The organism is Paracoccus salsus (genome assembly GCF_021556615.1).
Classification (GTDB): Bacteria; Pseudomonadota; Alphaproteobacteria; order Rhodobacterales; family Rhodobacteraceae; genus Paracoccus; species Paracoccus salsus.
Genome location: NZ_JAKGGD010000007.1, coordinates 1 through 17707, shown reverse-complemented (window position 1 = coordinate 17707; position 17707 = coordinate 1). Strand labels below are relative to the sequence as shown.

Annotated in this window: 8 protein-coding genes, 1 tRNA gene and 2 pseudogenes; 8 read left to right on the top strand and 3 right to left on the bottom strand. The window is 67.1% G+C overall.

Annotated elements, in window-relative coordinates; all coding sequences use genetic code 11:
- Position 1: 1 nt before the first annotated feature.
- Both L1965_RS13390 and L1965_RS13385 read left to right on the top strand, forming a co-directional pair.
- On the top strand, positions 2 to 3238 hold the full coding sequence (locus L1965_RS13390; protein WP_235756954.1) for a hypothetical protein: 3237 nt from the start codon (positions 2 to 4) through the stop codon (positions 3236 to 3238).
- Positions 3239 to 3250: 12 nt separating this feature from the next.
- A complete protein-coding gene (locus tag L1965_RS13385; RefSeq protein ID WP_235756953.1) occupies positions 3251 to 6574 on the top strand; it encodes a phospholipase D-like domain-containing protein in 3324 nt (1107 codons plus the stop codon).
- Between the two features lie 186 nt (positions 6575 to 6760).
- Here L1965_RS13385 and L1965_RS13380 read toward each other — a convergent pair whose 3' ends face one another.
- On the bottom strand, positions 6761 to 7690 hold the full coding sequence (locus L1965_RS13380; RefSeq protein WP_235756952.1) for an isoaspartyl peptidase/L-asparaginase family protein: 930 nt from the start codon (positions 7688 to 7690) through the stop codon (positions 6761 to 6763).
- 171 nt (positions 7691 to 7861) lie between these two features.
- On the opposite strand from L1965_RS13380, the gene L1965_RS13375 reads away from it, so the two are divergent.
- From L1965_RS13375 to L1965_RS13360, 4 genes are all read left to right on the top strand, one after another.
- Positions 7862 to 8722 (top strand): cyanophycinase, encoded by an 861-nt coding sequence (locus L1965_RS13375; protein WP_235756951.1) that lies wholly within the window; start codon positions 7862 to 7864, stop codon positions 8720 to 8722.
- Positions 8709 to 11351: a cyanophycin synthetase gene (cphA, locus tag L1965_RS13370; RefSeq protein WP_235756950.1), complete on the top strand. Its 2643-nt coding sequence runs from the start codon at positions 8709 to 8711 to the stop codon at positions 11349 to 11351. The genes L1965_RS13375 and cphA overlap by 14 nt, the downstream gene beginning before the upstream one ends.
- A 41-nt stretch (positions 11352 to 11392) precedes the next feature.
- A complete protein-coding gene (locus tag L1965_RS13365) occupies positions 11393 to 12691 on the top strand; it encodes an ATP-grasp domain-containing protein (RefSeq protein WP_235756949.1) in 1299 nt (432 codons plus the stop codon).
- A gap of 76 nt (positions 12692 to 12767) precedes the next feature.
- Positions 12768 to 14783 (top strand): CocE/NonD family hydrolase, encoded by a 2016-nt coding sequence (locus L1965_RS13360; RefSeq protein WP_235756948.1) that lies wholly within the window; start codon positions 12768 to 12770, stop codon positions 14781 to 14783.
- 230 nt (positions 14784 to 15013) lie between these two features.
- On the opposite strand, the pseudogene L1965_RS13355 reads toward L1965_RS13360, so the two are convergent.
- Positions 15014 to 15728 (bottom strand): annotated as a pseudogene (locus L1965_RS13355) (ATP-binding protein); the annotation flags it as partial.
- Positions 15661 to 16296: pseudogene (locus tag L1965_RS13350) on the bottom strand (Mu transposase domain-containing protein); the annotation flags it as partial. The pseudogenes L1965_RS13350 and L1965_RS13355, both read right to left, overlap by 68 nt.
- 292 nt (positions 16297 to 16588) lie before the next feature.
- Between L1965_RS13350 and L1965_RS13345 the strand changes: the two are divergent.
- A tRNA-Ser gene (locus tag L1965_RS13345) sits at positions 16589 to 16678 on the top strand.
- Positions 16679 to 16791: 113 nt separating this feature from the next.
- The gene (locus tag L1965_RS13340) at positions 16792 to 17466 is read left to right on the top strand and encodes a DUF6650 family protein (RefSeq protein ID WP_235756947.1); all 675 of its coding nucleotides are present in this window, start codon (positions 16792 to 16794) and stop codon (positions 17464 to 17466) included.
- Positions 17467 to 17707: the final 241 nt, after the last annotated feature.

The window sequence follows — 17707 nt, the reverse complement described above, 5'->3', positions numbered from 1 at the left end:
GATGACAGAGATCGCGAATCCCGGCCTCCTGAACCTCCAGGCGCTGCATGTCGACGGCAGCGAGAGCCACCCCCGAGAGGGCGTCCATGTCCGCGTCGCGCATCACCCGCTGCTGGGCATGCCGACGATGCCTTTCGTGCTGGAACGCTTTGGCGTGACACGGGACCGGTTCGAGCGCCTGTCGTTCCGCACCGATGCGATCTGGCGCGACAAGGCCGGCAACCCGCTTGCGCCGCCTTTCGCAATGGACCACGGCGACGAGGTGACGGTGACGCTGCCGACCGGCACCGGGATCGCCGCGCTCTGGGCCGAGATCATCGCCGATCCCGGCGCGCCGAAGAAGCCCGACCGTCCGATCCCGACACCGCGCGCCTTCGCCACGGCAATGCAGGTCGAGGCCTTCCAGCGCTCGGCCACCGGGTCCGCGACGTCGCTGGGGACGCGATCCGAGCCGCCCTTCGCCTTCTCGGGCCCCGGCATCGTGCGGCTGGTCATTCGCGGCAACGGCACCGTCGTCGGCATCCGCTGGCTGGACGCCGACCGGCTGCTGAAATCCGACTGGCAGACAAGCGACGTGCTGAACCTGCCCCACGCTGGCGGGCGGCGCTATATCGCGCTTTCGGACTGGCAGGCGCTGTGCAAGGACCGGGTCGACGCGCAGGTGCCGCTGCGTCGGCCGATGCAGGATCTCGCCTCGGCGCTTCCGCGCTTTTCCGCGCCGGGCCATCCGCCTGCCGAGGAGTTCCGGCGCGTCCTTACCCTCTTCGAGGGGATCGACAAGCCGCTGGACAGGCTTCTGACCGACCTTGTGCCGCAACACCAGCAGGTCACGCGGCACAAGCTCACGCACGCGGACGGGGTGACGAACATCCTGCCCGACAACAGCGCCGAGGCCAGCGCGCCGACGCTTGGTCTGGTGCTGCAGGGTCAGACCGATCCCGGCCTTGGCAGCTGGATGGGTTACAAGACGCTGGACCTGCCGCGCGACGACACCGCCTTCCGGCTCAGCTTCTACCGGGTGACAGGTTTCTTCCGGAACCCGACGAACGACGTGCTGACCGAGGGCGGGTTTCTGTTCGCACTGCTCGTCGCGGCGGCGCGCAATCAGCACGGGCTGAAGTCGCAGGACATGCTGTTCCGCATCTTCCTCGCGCTGGCGGGCAACTGGCTTGGCGCGCGCGGGATCACCGCGCGCGCCGACCCGCTGACGCCCTTCACCGGCTTTGACATGGGCGCGCTCGCGGTGGCCGATCACCGCGCGCCGCTTGATCCGATCACCGCGCCCGTGATGGGCACGCCACGGCATGTCGCCTGGCTGCCCGCGCCGGCTGCCGCCCCGATCCGTTCGACCGAGACCGACATCGACGGCGTGCCGGCCGCCGGCGCGCTCGCCGTCCAGATGCGCCAGCCGCAGGGCAGCGGGCCGTGGCGGACGCTCAACGCCGAGAAGGACATCGGGGCGGGGCGCTGGCGGACGCTGATCCTGCCGTCGGCACCCTCGAGCGATCCGAACTTCCCGTCGTCAGGGCCACCGACGCAGACGCTGATCGCGAACAACCGCACCGGCCCCGACGGGTTCACGATCCATGCCGCGAACATGGACCGGTTCGGGCGCTATTCCGATTTCGCGCAGGCCACCGGTGCGCCCGGCCCGCGGCCCAAGCCGCCGCGCCCGATCCTTCTGGGTAGCTACGCCCAGCCCGACATGGCCTCGCTCAGCCATGTCGGCCGCGTCACCGCGACCGTGCCCCTGCCCGAGCAGGCCGCTCTCGCTCCGGGGTCGTTTCCACTCAGCCACGCCGAACTCACGGTGAAGGTGTCCGGGACCAGCTTCGGCCCCGTCCGCGTCCTGTCCGTGGGCAGCGCGATCGAGATCCATCCGAACGCCTCGATCCCCGACCAGACGATCCCGACGGGCGAGAACCAGCCGGGCCTGCGCCTCAGCTTCGACGGCCCCTCGATCCCCGCCACCCAGAGCCGCCAGCTCGAGATGACGGCGGTCTGGGTCGATACCGCAGGGCAGAGATCGCTTGTCTCCGAGCCGGTCGTGCTGACGATGACGGATCCCTATCCGCCCGCGCAGATCCCGATCCCGGACGTGCTCGACTACGCCGCCCGGCCAGACGCGACCGGCACCGCCTGGGTCGAGCGCGACATTCCCGGCAGCGCCTCGCAACGCCATGCCGTGTATTACGCTGACGAAAACCGGCTGCGCGACCACCTGCGCCGCTCGACCGCGCCCGCCGACGCGACGCTTCTGGCGCAACTCGAGGCCGAGCCCGACCCCGCCGCCCGCGCGACGCTTCTGCGCGGGGTGCAGGCGCGGTTCCCGGCGACGCTTTTCGAGCGGCTGGAGAACGCGGTCGAGACCGTGCCCATCCTGCGCTTCCGGCACGGGCTGCCGGGGACGCTGCGGGTGCTCAGCGCCTACAAGGTGGCGGTGGAATCGGCCGCGAACGCCGCCGGCCCGGATCTGACCACGCTCGATACCGTGTTCTACGCGGTGCCGAATTCGGACCCGCCCGCGCGGCCCTCGGTCAGGGTGCGGCTCGTGCCGCCCCAGGCCGGAGAGCCACCGATCGTCGCCGAGGTGACGGTGGCGTTGCGGGCCGGGCTGACGGAAGGCGCGGTCGCGCGCATCCGCCGCACCCGATCGGGCGTGGTCGATCCGCTGCGCAACCCGGTGGTGGCGACCGTGGCGATGGGACCGGTGGACCCCGTTTCGGGCCTGCAGACCGCGACCTTCCGCGACATCGGCTCGGCCGTGGTGGCGCCATCCGCCCGGCTCGCGGCCTTCGTGAACTACGCCTGGCTCGCCGAGGTGCAGGGCGCGCCGGAACCGGGCTCGGTCGCTTCGGCCTCGGGCGCGGTGCCGGGCCTCTGGTCCGAGCCCTCGCCCCCCGCCACTCTGACGCTGGTCCCGGACGCCCCGCCGGTCGCGCCCACCCTTGTCGGCGGCACCAGCATCCCGGCGCCCGGCGGGCGGCGCGACATCCGCATCGACTTCACCTATCCGCACGACCTCACGCCCGGCTCGCCGGGACCCTGGCGCATCCGGGTCGAGCGCGCCGAACCCGACGCCGGTCTCTCGCTCGTCAGCGAGGACCCCGCCCCCTCGGGCACCGCCTTCGCCGTCCAGAGCGGGGCGACCGAAGTGCTGCCTGTGGGCACCCGCTACCGCGTCCGCCTGATCGACCCGGTGGGGCGCAACAGTCCCGCCGTCGAGCACATCGTCTGAAAGAGGCCGCCCATGCCCACGCTCGCTCCCGCACCGTCATCACTGGGGTTGTTCTCCCCGGCGCTCGGGCCCTGGTTCGAGACCTCATCGACCGACGCCTCCGACCTCGGCGACCTGCCCGCACCGAACCCCGACCTGTCAGTGACCGCGAGCCTGCCCCTGGGCGCGATCTGGAATGCGCCAGCCGGGGGCACGCTCTCCTATCAGGTCGCCACCGCCACGCGCCCCCCGGCGCTCGCCGGGCTGAGGCAGGCGGACGGGACGGCGGCTTTCACGACCGGCGCGCTCATCCTGCTGTTCCGGCTGCTGCCGCAAGTGGCCGAGCGCCTCGGCGCGCTGTCGCAGGCCGTCCCCCGCCCCGACGCCGCGACCGCGGCGATTGCCGACCAGCGGACCCGCCCGGTCATCACCCATCTCGCGCTTGAACTTGCGCCGGGCACCGTCGCAAGCGTCTCGGACCTTCGCGACCTGCTGCCCGATTTCGACGCCTCGGATCTGCGCGGTGTCGCCGCGAGCCTGTCCACGGATGCCGACCGCGCCGCCTATGTCGGGCTCTCGAACGCCGGCGGGCTTGCGAACGCCGCGAAACCCGCCGCCATCCTGCGCCGCCCCGAAAAGGACGAGCGCAGGCTTCTTCAGAACAACGGCCCCGGCCCGATCACGACCGCGAAGCTCTGGGCCTTCACCCGAGGCGGGCGCGCCTACGACGCCGGCGCGGTCGCCGCGATCTGGAAGCGACTGGCGACGACCGACTGGGACAATCTCTGGGCGGCGACCGACACCACCCGCCAGCGCACCGCCGGCGTGGCCGACAGCCGCACCGTCCTTCTGGTCAACGCCCATCAGGGCCCGCTTGAGGCGGCGGTCAAGGGGCGGCTTGATCTCACCGGGCTGACCGCGACGGGCGGCTCGGATGTGCTCTTCACCGCCGCCGCCGGCGCGGCCATCGCGCTGACTGCTGCGGCGGATGCCGATACCGACACCGCGCCGATCCCGCGGGTGGCGCCGCTGCCCGCCGGCCCCTATGTCGCGCCGGGCAGCGCCACGCCCTTCGCCGGCTGGGCGGATGCCGGTGCCCTGGCCCGCGACTTCCAGCGTGTCGCCGTGACCGATGTCGAACGCCACCTCACGGGCCTCTCGCGAGTGGCCGGCTCGGCGCAGGCCGACCCCCGCCGCCGCGTCAGCCCGGGCCAGAATACCGCGACCCCGCTCTTTCTTGCCACCGCCGACGCCGTCGCGGCCGAAGTCATGGCCCGCCTTGCCGACGCCGGCGCGACGGTCGACTTGATCGCTCCCGAACTCGACCGCGACTACGGGCCCCAGCCCCCGGCCGCGCTGTCGCCCGGAAACCCCTTCGACAACGCCTTCGACGACCCCGCGGCCTCGGCCCACACGCTGAAAGGCTCGGGCAGCAGCGCCGGCGCGACCTCCGCCGCCCAAAGCGTCGTGCTGCATTTCGACGCCACGCTGCCGCCCGGGGCCTGGATCCGCGCCTGGCCGCACGGGCGCGACACGACGACCGGCAGGCGCTTTCGCATGACCGGAGGCGCGGCGCTGGCCGATGCCGGGGGCACCGCGCTGCTTGTGCTGCCCCTGCCGGACGGCGAAGCCACGGCCGAGTTCAGCTATGACCTCATGGTCACCACCAGCGAGGGCAGCCGCCTCTACTCTGACCGTCGCGCCGCCCGGCCCGCCGTCACCGATGCGACACGTGCGGACGTCGCCGCGCTGGGTGCCATGACGCTATTTTGCCCCGAGACCGCGGCCCAGCCCGCGCCCGGCTCTGGCGCCATCGCTCCGGGCCACAGCCTCATCGCGCTGACTGGCGCGGTCGCGGCCGGGGATTTCACCGCCGTCGAGATGAGCTCGCTGCGGGGTGCCGACCTGAGCGCGGCCCTGCCGAACCGCGCCGACGGCTCGGACCGGATCGTGACGAACGAGCCCGCCTTTACCCAGACCCCGCCTGGCGACCTGCCCGCCACACAGCAATCCGACGGGCCGGCCCGCGTCCACGAGGGCGGTTTCCATTCGCCCGCGCGGGGCCAGGAGATGTTCGATTTCGCCGCCTATGACACGACCGGCAATCGCGGCGTGATCGGCGCGGTCGCGGGACGGCGGCTGTGGCACGAGGCGCCGCCCGCCGCGCTGGCGCATCCCGGCGTCAACGCCGCGCCCGAGATCCACGGCGAGGGGCTGGGGCTGGCCGGGCCGGCCGCAGACCGGCTGCGGCTTCTGATGCGCGAAAGGCGGGTAGCCGACATCCCCGAGTTCATCGGGCTGATGGGCCGCATCTTCACCGCCGCGACCGCGCCGACCGTGCCGGGGCCGTGGACGGCGGTGCTGGAAACGGCGGCCAAGGGCACGCATGGCGGGCTGCTGATCTCGCTTGTCCCCGACACGGTGAACCCGGGCGCGACCTGGGACAGCACCGACCCGGCCAGCCCGGGCATCAAGCAGCGTCTCGATGCCGTGCTCTCGGGGCTTCCGGGCGGGCTGACGGTGGACGGGATCGTGGATTCGGCCAGCTTCGACGACGACATCGCCTCGGCGGCGTTCGACCGGCTTCTGGACAAGAACCGCAACGGCGTGCAGGGCTTTGCCCGCGCTGCCCTGGCCGCCGTGGGGCGAGCCGAGGATCTGATCTGGCTTCAGACCCCCTCGCTGGATGCCGAGGGCTTCACCGATCCGGGCGGCGATATCCGGTTTCTTCGGGCGATCATCGACCGGCTCGCGGCGAACCCGGCGCTGCACGTCGCGCTGGTCCTGCCGGCGAAGCATCTGCCCGATCGCAACCTGCGTGTGGACGAGGTGCGAAAGGCCGCGCTGCAAAAGGCGCTGCACGACCTCGATGCGGCGGCCACGGACCGGGTGGCCTGGGTTTCGCCCACGGGCGGACCGGGGCGCGGCTTCCACAGCGCGGCGACAACGCTGATCGTGGACGACGCGGTGATGTTCACCGGCGCGGCCCATGCCGGGCGGCGCGGGCTGGTGTTCGACGCCGCGCTGACGGCCGCGGTCTTCGACGAACGGCTGGCCTTCGGCCGACCGCAGGCGGTGCTGGCGGCGCGCCGCACGCTTGCCGGGGCGATGCTTGGGGTGGCGCAGGGCCTCGTGCCCGAGACCGGGCGCGACCTCGTGGCGGCACTCAAGGCGCAGGCTCAAGGCGGCGGCTTCGGCCGCAGCGACCCCGCCACCTACACGCCCGGCCCGGACCCGACGACCACGCCGGACAAGGAGATCTGGAACCCCGCCCCCTCAAGCGCATCCAGCTGGGCCGCGCTCATAGCCGGGCTCGCGGGCGACATCGCGACCCAGTTCCAGAACGGCACCCGCTAGCCCGTCGCTGAGGCCGGCCGGGGTGGCGGACACCCCGGCACGGGCGCGGGACGACCCTCGCATGGCCGACGAGACCGTGCGGCCCGTTCCCGCCTGTCGCCGGTTTGCGTCTGTCGCAACCTCGGCTGCCAGTCGGCGGCGGGGGCGCGTTGCTGCGAACCCGCGGGGCAGCGCGTCCCCGCCGGCTCAGTCATAGACCGCCGTGTGGGCGGGCTCTCCTTCCCGGACGCTGCCGCGATACATGCCGTCGCAATTGTAGGGCATGACAACGTCGCCATCGTGGTTGACCGCGATCAGTCCGCCCGAGCCCTGATGCGCGGTCAGATCGGTCTGCACGACATGTCTGGCGGCCGCGACCAGCGACTGACCGGCGTGACGCATCCGGGCGTCGATCTCATGCGCCACGACCCGGCGCATGAACGCCTCGCCGTCGCCGGTGGCCGACACCGCGCAGGTGGCGTTGTCGGCAAACGTGCCCGCACCGATGATCGGACTGTCGCCCACGCGGCCCGTGCGCTTGGCCGTCATGCCGCCCGTCGAGGTGGCGGCGGCCAGATTGCCGTTGCGATCGCGCGCCACGGCCCCGACCGTGCCGTGGCGGCGAGAGGGATCGTCGTCAAGCGTTCCCTCTGCCTGCATGCGCAGGGTTTCCTGCAGGCTGTCCCATCTCTCCTGCGTGAAGAAATAGGCGTTCTCCTCGAAGGCGAGGCCCGCTTCGCGCGCGACGGCCAGCGCGCCCTCGCCGATCATCATCACATGGTCCGTCCGCTCCATCACGGCGCGGGCCAGTTGCACCGGGTTTCGCGGGCCCGCGATGCCCGCGACCGCCCCGGCGCGGCGGCTTCGCCCGTCCATGATCGCGGCGTCCATTTCATGCGTGCCGTCGCGCGTGAAGACCGCGCCGCGCCCGGCGTTGAAGAGCGGCTCGTCCTCGAGCGCCGAAACGGCGGCGGTCACCGCGTCGAGCGCCGTGCCATCCGCCGCCAGGATGTCCTCTCCGATGCGCAGCACCCGCGACAGCGCGGCATGGTACGCCGCCTCACGCTGTGACGTCATCTGCGTGCGTGGCGCGACCCCTGCCCCGCCATGTATCGCCAGGGCAAAACCCTTCGTCATTTCCGTGTCCTTTCCGGTTTCGCCCCCTGTCGCTTGCGCAGGTCTTTCGGCGGGTTGCCCGACGTTTAGACACGACTGTGAGACGCTGTCAAAGATCGTGCAGACTCTTGTTTGTATCGTAATAGATTCCACAATATGTTGAGCCGACCCTTTGCGGACAGGAGAGCCTTGATGGACATGCCGATACACCCCACGCCACGCGGCAAGCTTGTTGCGATCGGGGGTGCCGAAGACAAGGAACTGGATACCCACATCCTGCGCCGGGTGCTGGGTTTTGCGCCCATGCCCAATCCGCGGGTTGGCGTCATCACCACGGCGAGCAGCATCCCCGATGACGTGTTCGCGGAATATCGCGCGGTCTTCGAACGGCTAAGTGCCAGTGAAATCATGGATATCCGGATTCGCGAACGGGCAGATGCGGCCAGTCCCGCCATGATCGACATGATCGAGAAAAGCGATGTGATCTTCATCTCGGGCGGAGATCAGATGCGTCTGACCAGCATCTTCGGAGGCTCCGCCGCCCTGACCGCCATCCGCAGGCGCTACGAGCACGGCGGTGTCATCGCCGGCACAAGCGCCGGGGCCGCGTGCCAATCGACCACGATGGTCTATGGCGGTTCCGCGACGGATTCGCTGCGCAAGGGCGCGGTCCGGATGACGGCGGGTTTCGGTCTGATCGACGGGGTGATCATCGACACGCATTTCCTAGAGCGCGGTCGGTTCTCGCGCCTGATGGAAGTGGGTGCCACGAACCCCGAATATCTGGGCGTGGGCATCGGCGAAGACGCGGCCGTCCTGTTCGAGGACGGCACGATCCATGCCTTCGGACCCGGTCACGTCATCCTCGTTGACAGTACCGGGATCACAGGTTCTAATGTTTTCGATCTGGCGGATGGTGAGGCGGTAAGCGTCCACAACGTCACGATGCATGCGCTGGTCGACGGCAACGCCTACAGCCTGTCGGACCGCCGCGTTCTGAGCCAGGCAGAGCTCGGGACAAACAAACCGGAGAACAATAATGCGTATAATTGAGCATCGCGCTCTTCGCGGGCCGAATTACTATAGCCGCTATCAGGCGATCTACATGCGCCTTGATATCGAGGATCTCGAAGACAGACCCAGCGACAAGGTGCCCGGAATCGCGGAAAGCCTGGAGGCGGTCTTTCCCACCATCTACGGTCACCGCTGCTCGGTCGGCGAGCCGGGCGGCTTTCTGCAGCGGGTGCGCAATGGAACCTATGCCGGACACATGGTCGAACATGTGGCGATCGAATTGCAGAACCTGGTCGGCTTTTCGGTCGGCTACGGCAAGAGCGTCGACAGCTACGAGCCCGGCATCTACAATGTCGTCTACCGCTATCGCGACGAGGCCACCGGCATCGCGGCGGGCGAGGCTGCCGTCGATATCGTGCGCAAGCTGTATGACGGCGGCTATGTCGATCTGCCTCCGATCATCGACCATCTCAAGCGGGTGCGCGACGCCAACGCGCTTGGCCCCTCGACCGGGGCCATCGTCAATGCCGCCAAGGCGCGCAACATCCCGTATTACAACCTGACCGAGGGCACCAGCTACACGCAGCTGGGCCACGGCGTGAAACAGCGCCGCTTCCAGGCCACGGTGACGGACGCGTCGGGGATCATCGGCCACTCGATCGCCGACGACAAGGACTGGACCAAGCAGATCCTCGGTGACGCGGGCGTGGCCGTGCCCAAGGGCCTTACCTGCTATTCCTGGGATGAAGTGAAGGAAGCCGCCGAGTGGATCGGCTGGCCGGTGGTCACCAAGCCGCTGGCCGGCAATCACGGGCGCGGGGTGACGACGGACATTTCCAGTCTTGAAGACCTGAAGTCGGGCTATGAAGCCGCCCTTGCCAGGGTGCGCGACGATTCCGGCGCCGTGATCGTCGAAAGCTACATCAAGGGCGAGGATCACCGCATGCTGGTGATCGGCGGCAAGCTGATCGCGGCCGCGCGCCGTCGCCCGGCCCATGTCACCGGTGACGGCAGGTCGACCATCCAGCAACTGATCGACAAGGCGAATGAGGACCCCCGGCGCGGGGTCGGACACGAGAACCTGCTCACGCAGATCCATGTGGATGAGCAGACCCACCGCATGCTGGATCAGGCGGGGCTGACACTCGACAGCGTCCCTGCCGAGAGCGAGTTGGTGTTTCTCAAGTCCACCGCCAACATCTCGACCGGCGGGACGGCGACGGACCTCACCGACGAGGTGCATCCCGACATCAAGTTTGCCATGGAACGGATCGCCCGGCTTGTCGGGCTTGACGTGATCGGCATCGACCTTTTGGCTGAAACCCTGACCAAGCCGCTTGACCAGCAATCGGCGGGCGTGGTCGAGGTCAATGCCGGGCCCGGCTTCCGGATGCACATGGCGCCCACCCACGGCACGCCCCGCCCCGTCGGCGAGCATGTCGTCAACATGCTGTTCCCGGACCCGACCGATAATGGCCGCATCCCGATCACCGCGATCACCGGCACCAACGGCAAGACCACGACGACACGGCTGACCGCGCATATCCTGCGCCAATCCGGGCATTCCGTCGGCATGGGCTGCACCGGGACGGTCGAGATCGACAACCACGTGATCCTGCGCGGCGACTATTCCGGCCCGGCGGCGGCGCATGCCGTGCTGCGCGAGCCGACGGTCGAACATGCCGTGCTGGAGGTGGCGCGCGGCGGCATCATGCGCCGTGGCCTCGGCTTTGACGAATGCGACGTGGGTGTGTTGCTCAACATCGCGTCGGACCATCTGGGCGAGCGGGATATCAACACGCTTGAAGAACTGGCGCGCTGCAAGACCGTGGTCGTGGATGCCGTCAAGAAAGAAGGCGGGTATTGCGTGCTGAATGCCGACGACCCGCTGGTCATGGAGCATGGCACCTACTGGGCGCGTGGCGAGATCATCTACTTCACCATGGATCCCGACAATCCCGCGCTGCAAGAGCATCTGAGCGAGCGGCGCATGGTCGTGACCGTCAGGAACGGACGCATCGTGTTGCTGCGCGGCAAGATCACGGTGGACGTGGTGGATGTGAACGATGTGCCCATCGCGTTCGAGGGGCACGCGCCCTTCAACGTGCAGAACGCGATGGCCGCAACCGCCATCTCGCTGGCGCATGGCATCGAGATCGACGATATTCGCGCCGGGCTTCGGACCTTCCATCCGACGGTGGCGCAGATGCCGGGACGGACCAACTATTTCGAGGCCGACGGCGTCAAGTGCCTGATCGATTACGGTCACAACGTGCCCGCTCTCGAGGCGCTGGAACCTTTGGTCAACGGTCTGGGCCAGCAGCGCAAGATCGGGGTCTCGACCGCGCCGGGCAACCGCCGCGACGAGGATCTGTCGGCGCTGGGTGCGCAACTCGCCAAGATGTGCGACGTCCTTTACGTCTACGAATCCGACGCGCGCGGTCGCACCGAGGGCGAGGTTGCGCAGCTGATCAAGGCCGGAGCCACCGGGGCGGGGCAGGATTGCTCGGTCGAGGTCATCATGAGCGAGAGGGAGGCCGTGAGCCAGGCGATTGCCGGCGCGAAACCCGGCGATTTCCTGCTTTTGCTTGTCGATGACATCGTCGGCACCGCCGAGCGGCTCAAGGGTCGCAGCTTCCCGGTTCAGGCCGATCGGGCCCACGCATGAGCCCTGAGGGCCGCGCGGCCTGACATGAAAGGACTGCCAGAATGACAAGAAATGTTTTCGTCGTCGGAATGAACGAACTCAACGCCGAGCGCCTCAGGCGGCTGAGGGGCGTGGAAGACGTGGTCTTCCACCCCTTGCTGACCCCGGAAGCGGTGTCGGACACGCAGGAATTCGATATCCCCGCCATGCTGGCCGAGGCCGAGGCAACACTCGACGCCTTTGACGGGCCGATCGATGCCATCGTGGGCTATATCGACTTTCCGGTCTCCACGATGCTGCCGCTGCTGTGCCAGAAATACGGAACGCGCAACGCCTCGCTGGAAAGCCTGCTGAAATGCGAGCACAAGTACTGGTCGCGAAAGGTGATGGCCGAGGTGATCCCCGAGCACACCCCCACCTTCACCGCCTTCGATCCGTTCGACGACAACGCCCTGTCGAAGATCGGCGAGGCGGATCTGCGCTTTCCGTTCTTCGTCAAGCCGATCAAGTCCTCGGGTTCCCGTCTCGGTTTCCGCATCGACAGCCCCGAGGATTTCGACTACGCGATCACCGCCTTGCGCGCCGAGATCGGGCAGATTTCCGAGCCGTTCAACTACGTGATGGAACAGGCTGACCTGCCCGACGACATCCGCGCGATCGAGGGGCATTACTGCATGGCCGAGCGGGTGATCGGCGGGCGGCAATGCACGGTCGAGGGCTATGTGCATGACGGCGAGGTGGTGCCCTACGGCACGGTGGATTCGATCCGCTATCCGCAGGTCCTGAGCTTTTTCTACTATCTCTACCCCTCGACCCTGCCGCCCCGCGTTCAGGACCAGATGAACGAGATCACCCGCAAGGTCATGGCCCATATCGGCTACGACAATGCCGGCTTCAATGTCGAGTATTACTGGGACGAGGTGCAGAACAAGATCTGGCTGCTTGAGATCAATACCCGCATCGCGCAGTCGCATTGCGACCTGTTCGAGATGGTCGATGGGGTCAGCCACCAGCAGGTGACGATCGATCTGGGCCTGGGGCGCAAGCCGGACATGCCACGCGGCGAGGGGCCTGCCAAGGTCGCGGCCGAATTCTTCTACCGGGTGTTCTTCAACGATGCGACCGTTGCGCGCGCGCCGTCGCGCGCCGAGATCGAGGTCGCCGCAGAGCAGGTTCCGGGCACGCGCATCACCTCTTATGTCAAGCGCGGCATGAAATTGTCGGAGCTGCCCGAACAGGACGCCTACAGCTATGCCGTGGCCTCGCTTTGGATGGGTGCGGGCAAGCAGTCCAAGCTGCTGTGGAATTACGAGCAGATCATGAAGCGGCTCAACTACGAGTTTGCCGATATCGTCGAATAGAAAGGCCCGGGCGCACTGGACATTGCGCGCTGTCGGCGCGACCAGCCCTTGAATTGCATCACTTCGGAACCGCTTCATGAAAATCGACCACCCGCTGCCCGCCACGATCCGCGAGATCGAGCATACCGAAATTGCCATGCCCGACGGCACGCGGCTGGCCGCGCGCATCTGGATGCCCGAGGGGTCCGACGCGACACCCGTGCCTGCTATTCTCGAATACATTCCCTACCGCAAGAACGACAAGACGCTGACCCGAGACCACTCTCGCGCACCATGGATTGCCGCACGCGGCTATGCCTATGTCCGCGTCGATCTGCGCGGCGCCGGCGAGTCCGAAGGGGTGATGACCGACGAATATACCCCGATCGAATTGCAGGACGGCTGCGATGTCATCGCCTGGATCGCCGATCAGGCGTGGTGCGACGGCAAGGTCGGCATCGTCGGCATCTCCTGGGGCGGGTTCAACGGACTGCAACTGGCGGCGCTGCAACCTCCGGCGCTGAAGGCGGTCGTCTCGATCTGTTCCACCGATGACCGCTATGCCGACGACATTCATTACATGGGGGGCACGCTGCTGTGCGAACAGCTGTCGTGGGCCTCGGTGATGTTCGGCATCAACACCCTGCCCCCCGACCCCGCGCATGTCGGTGCGCGCTGGCGCGAGATGTGGCTGGCGCGGCTGACGAACTCGGGCCTGTGGCTGAAGAACTGGCTGGAGCATCAGACGCGCGACGATTTCTGGAAACACGGCTCGATCTGCGAGGATTACGCCGACATCCGGATTCCCGTCTACGCGGTCAGCGGCTGGGCGGACGGCTATTGCCGCAGCGTGTTCCGGCTGGTCGAGAATCTGCCGGGCCCGGTCAAGGGGCTCGTCGGGCCATGGTCGCACCGCTACCCGCATGTCGGCGTGCCGGGACCGGCGATCGACTGGCTGACCGAGGAGGTCCGCTGGTGGGACCAATGGCTCAAGGGCGTGGACACGGGGATCATGGACGAGCCTCCGCTGCGCGTCTTCCTTCAGGATCACGCCCGCCCGCAGACCCATTATGCACGCCGCGACGGTTGTTGGATCACCGAACCGGCATGGCCCTCGCCCAACATAACCCGGACCGCTTTCGCGCTTGGGGCGGATGGTCGGCTGTCGGATACCGAGGACCTGCCCGGCGGCCGGCGCGCGATTTCCTCGCCGCTCTGGGTCGGCCGGCACGGTGGCAAGTGGTGTTCCTACGCACATGTCGGCGATCAACCCAGCGATCAGCGCCGCGACGATGCCGGCAGCCTGACATTCGAGACCGACCCGCTGCCCGCTTCGCTGCACATGGTGGGCGACCCGATCCTGACCCTGACCTTCACCGCCGATCGTCCGGTCGCGCAGGTGGCCCTGCGGCTGGTCGACGTGGCCCCGGACGGTGCCGCGACACGGGTCAGCTACGGCCTGCTGAACCTGACGCATCGCGACAGTCACGAACATCCCCGCCCACTGAAGCCGGGGCATGTCTATACGGTTGACGTGCCGATGAAACATGTCGCCCAGACCTTCCGCGCCGGGCACCGGATCCGTCTGGGCCTGTCGACCAGCTATTTCCCGCTGGCCTGGCCAACACCCGAGTCGCTGACGCTGGAAATCGACACCGGGCAGAGCACGCTCAGCCTGCCACTGCGGCACGACAGCCCGAAGGCAGAGCCCGCCTTCGCCGAACCCCGCGCCGGGCAACCTTTGAAGCAGAGCTTCGATCCCTCACCAAGGTCCGAATGGGTAATCTCCGAGGATGCGGATAATGGCCGCCTGATCGTCGATGTGCGCGATCATGAAGGGGCGGCTCATATCACCGAGCACGGCCTGACCCATTCCGCAGAGGGGGTGGAACGCTATTCCATCCTGCCGGACGATCCGATCTCGGCCGAGGGCGAGGTGACCTGGACCCACAAGATGCGGCGCGACGACTGGGACATCCGGACCGAGACAACCACGCGCCTGACGTCAACGGCGTCGGATTTTCGCATCCGCGCCCGCTTGCGCGCCTGGCAGAACGAGGATCTCGTGCATGAGGAAAGCTGGGACGAAATGATCCCGCGCAACAGCGTCTGAAACATCGCGGGGCTGTGCGGCTTTCCTGTCGGCCGCGGGAAAAGCCGGATCGTCCGGCCGGATTGCCATGTCCAGCCTGGGCGCCGGATGGCGGCCGCTCCGCACCCTCGTGTCGGTCTCCGTCACGGGATCGTCTTGCCCACAAAATGTCAATCGGCACGGAATCCTGACCCCCTGTCGGCGTCCGGGAATGACCCCCTTGTTGCGGACGGCCAGCGTGGGAGCCGGTCATCTCGGGTCTTGGAGCGCCAACTTTCATTGCCGGTTTCAACGATGTCGCCGTGCTGAGCCAGGCGGTCGGGCAGCGCTGTGGTCCGCGACGACCCAAGGCCATTCGCCGACGTCGAGATGGGTCGTCACGATGATCGAGCTGCGCGCGCAGAGGCGGCTGATGAGATGGAACGGCAGCGGGCCGCCGCTCTGCGCGAAGGGGAGATCGCCGGGTTCGTCGAGGATCAGGACGTCGAGGCGGCACAGCAGGTCCGCCGTACGCCCCTGGCGGCCGGCGCGGGCTTCGGCATCGCGCGTGTTCACCAGGTCCACGACGTGGACGAAGCGCCCGCGCTTGCCGCGACGGATGCAGGCCCGCGCGATGCTGACGGCAAGGCGGGATTTGCCGGTCCCGGTGCCACCGATGAGCACGACATTGCGCGGCCGTTCGAGGAACTCGCCGGAAGCCGGATCGCGCACCAGCGTCTCGTTGATCGGCCTGTCCTCGAAGCGGAACGCGTCGCCCTCTTTCGCCAGAGGCAGCTTGGCGGTCGTCATCCGGTATTTGATCGAGCGGGCCTGCTTCTCGCCAGTCTCGGCGTCCAGCAACTCGCCGACGATCTGTTGCGGTTCGTGCTGACGCTTGACGGCCGTGGTGATGATCTCGTCGCAGGCGGCCTTCATGCCGTAGAGCCTCAGTTGGCCCATCGCGTCCAGCACCTGTGATCGTTCCATGGCTGGGTCTCCTGAGGCTGTCGCAGCGTTTGCGATCGGGCACGGGCTCGCAGCTCAGTCGCAACGCGTCCGGCGTATCGATCGTCAGCGGCGGTGGCGGCTCCCGGTGCCGGGCCAGGATGGTGATGACGACCCAGACCGCGGGCGCCCCTTCGTTCAGGGCTTTGGCACAGGCAGCATCCAATGCATCCAGCCCATCGATTGGGATCATGCTCAGGATCTGGACCATCTGCCGGTCGCCGTTCGGCACCTTGCCAAGCTTGCGCGGCACAGGCCTCATCGCCGACGGCAGATCCCAGTCCCTGAAGGGCGCGCCATTCCGGAGGGCACCGGGCTTGCGTGCCAGAACTGGAATGTCGTGAAGCGGGTCGTAAATGGCCTTGTCGCGCCCAAAGGCTCGGGCGTGCTGCCCCACGATCGTGCCGTCCTGCCAGAACGCGACACGCCCGGCATGGGCGCGGATCTCGACCGGACGGCCAACGGCTCGGCCATCCACGGAGTAGCGGTTCTTGTCGAACCGGACGAGGCGGCGCTGCGAGACCGTCGCCGGAACGGCATGAGCTCCGTCGCACCCGACCGGATCACCTTGCGCACCGTGTTCCGCGATACCCGCAGTTCCCGGCAGACCTGCTTGATCGACTTCTTGTCCTGAAAATACGTCCGCCGGATCTTCGCTATCGTCTCCACGACCACCATCCCACACTGCGCTCTCCGACAACCTCGGGAGCATCATGACCATAAGTGTAAGGGGTCATTTTTGAACACCGATTACCCCGCTGCGGGGTCAATTTTGCATGCCGGTTCACAGGTGCTGGAAAAAGCACTTGTTTCGCATGATTTCGGTCCATATACCGAGCAGCGGAGACGTGGCCGAGTGGTCGAAGGCACACCCCTGCTAAGGGTGCAGGCGGGAAACCGTCTCGAGGGTTCGAATCCCTTCGTCTCCGCCATCACCTATTGATTTCATTGGATAAATTGGCGATCAACCAATCCTGCCCATGCGATTTTTGGGGCTTTGAGGGGGTCAGATTGGCCCGCCGAACGCTCACGAAAGCGTGATCGAATGTCGCACCCGGTTCTTTCTGTGGGCTGCGTTTGTTCCCCGAATGCGGTAAGCCAACGACATGAGAACAGGCAAGATTCCATTTCGCTTCGACATGACGAACTTTTGGGCCGTGCCCGCCAACGCTACACCAAGCATGTTGGCGACGTTACCTTGAACCTTCCGTTCGTTAGTATCGCGGTGAACCCGAAGGACAAGGAACGGCAGGTTGCACGGGAACTTGTCATTCGCCTTGCTGACAGGCGCGTGCTTTCTGCGTGGGAATGCTGCGACGGCTGCATTGATAACGCGCTGACTTCGTTGCGTGAGATACGCGGCATTCTGGTAGATGAGCAGGTTGAACTTGCCGACCTACAAGACGGTTCGCTTTACCTGCTTGTAGACGCCATGGCGCTAGGCATTCGGCAATTTCTCACCTACGAAGAACTACTTAACAGGTCCGACGATGCCCCGCCGCACCCGCGTTTCGGCGAATTCTACCGCCCGCCCGACATTCGGGAAGCCTACTTTGACGCGCTGGAAGTTCTGCGTGGGCACCTTAGCCGGTGCTTGGGTCAAGTTGCTGCGATTGGCGGCATGGACCTTCCGCAAGACGGCTTGGTGAAAAACTATCAGGGCGGTTGGCAAATCGAAGCCTGCGAAGCCTTGCCAATCGAACACGACAAGCCGTCGTAAAAATGCCCCGGTTGCGACGGTGAACGCAAACCGGCGCTAGTTGCCCTTGGCACTAGATGTTTGATCCCACGGTTTGATGGTGCGATCCTTTCTCAGGAATGGAAGGAAGCACGATGGGACAAATTCGTCATCGGAGCGCCACGGTCACGTCCGTCAAGGTGGTGTAAATTTCCAGATGGCCTGAGGTCATGATCAGGCGGCTTTCGTAGTTATGCTGAGAATGGGGTCGATCTCCTCCTTG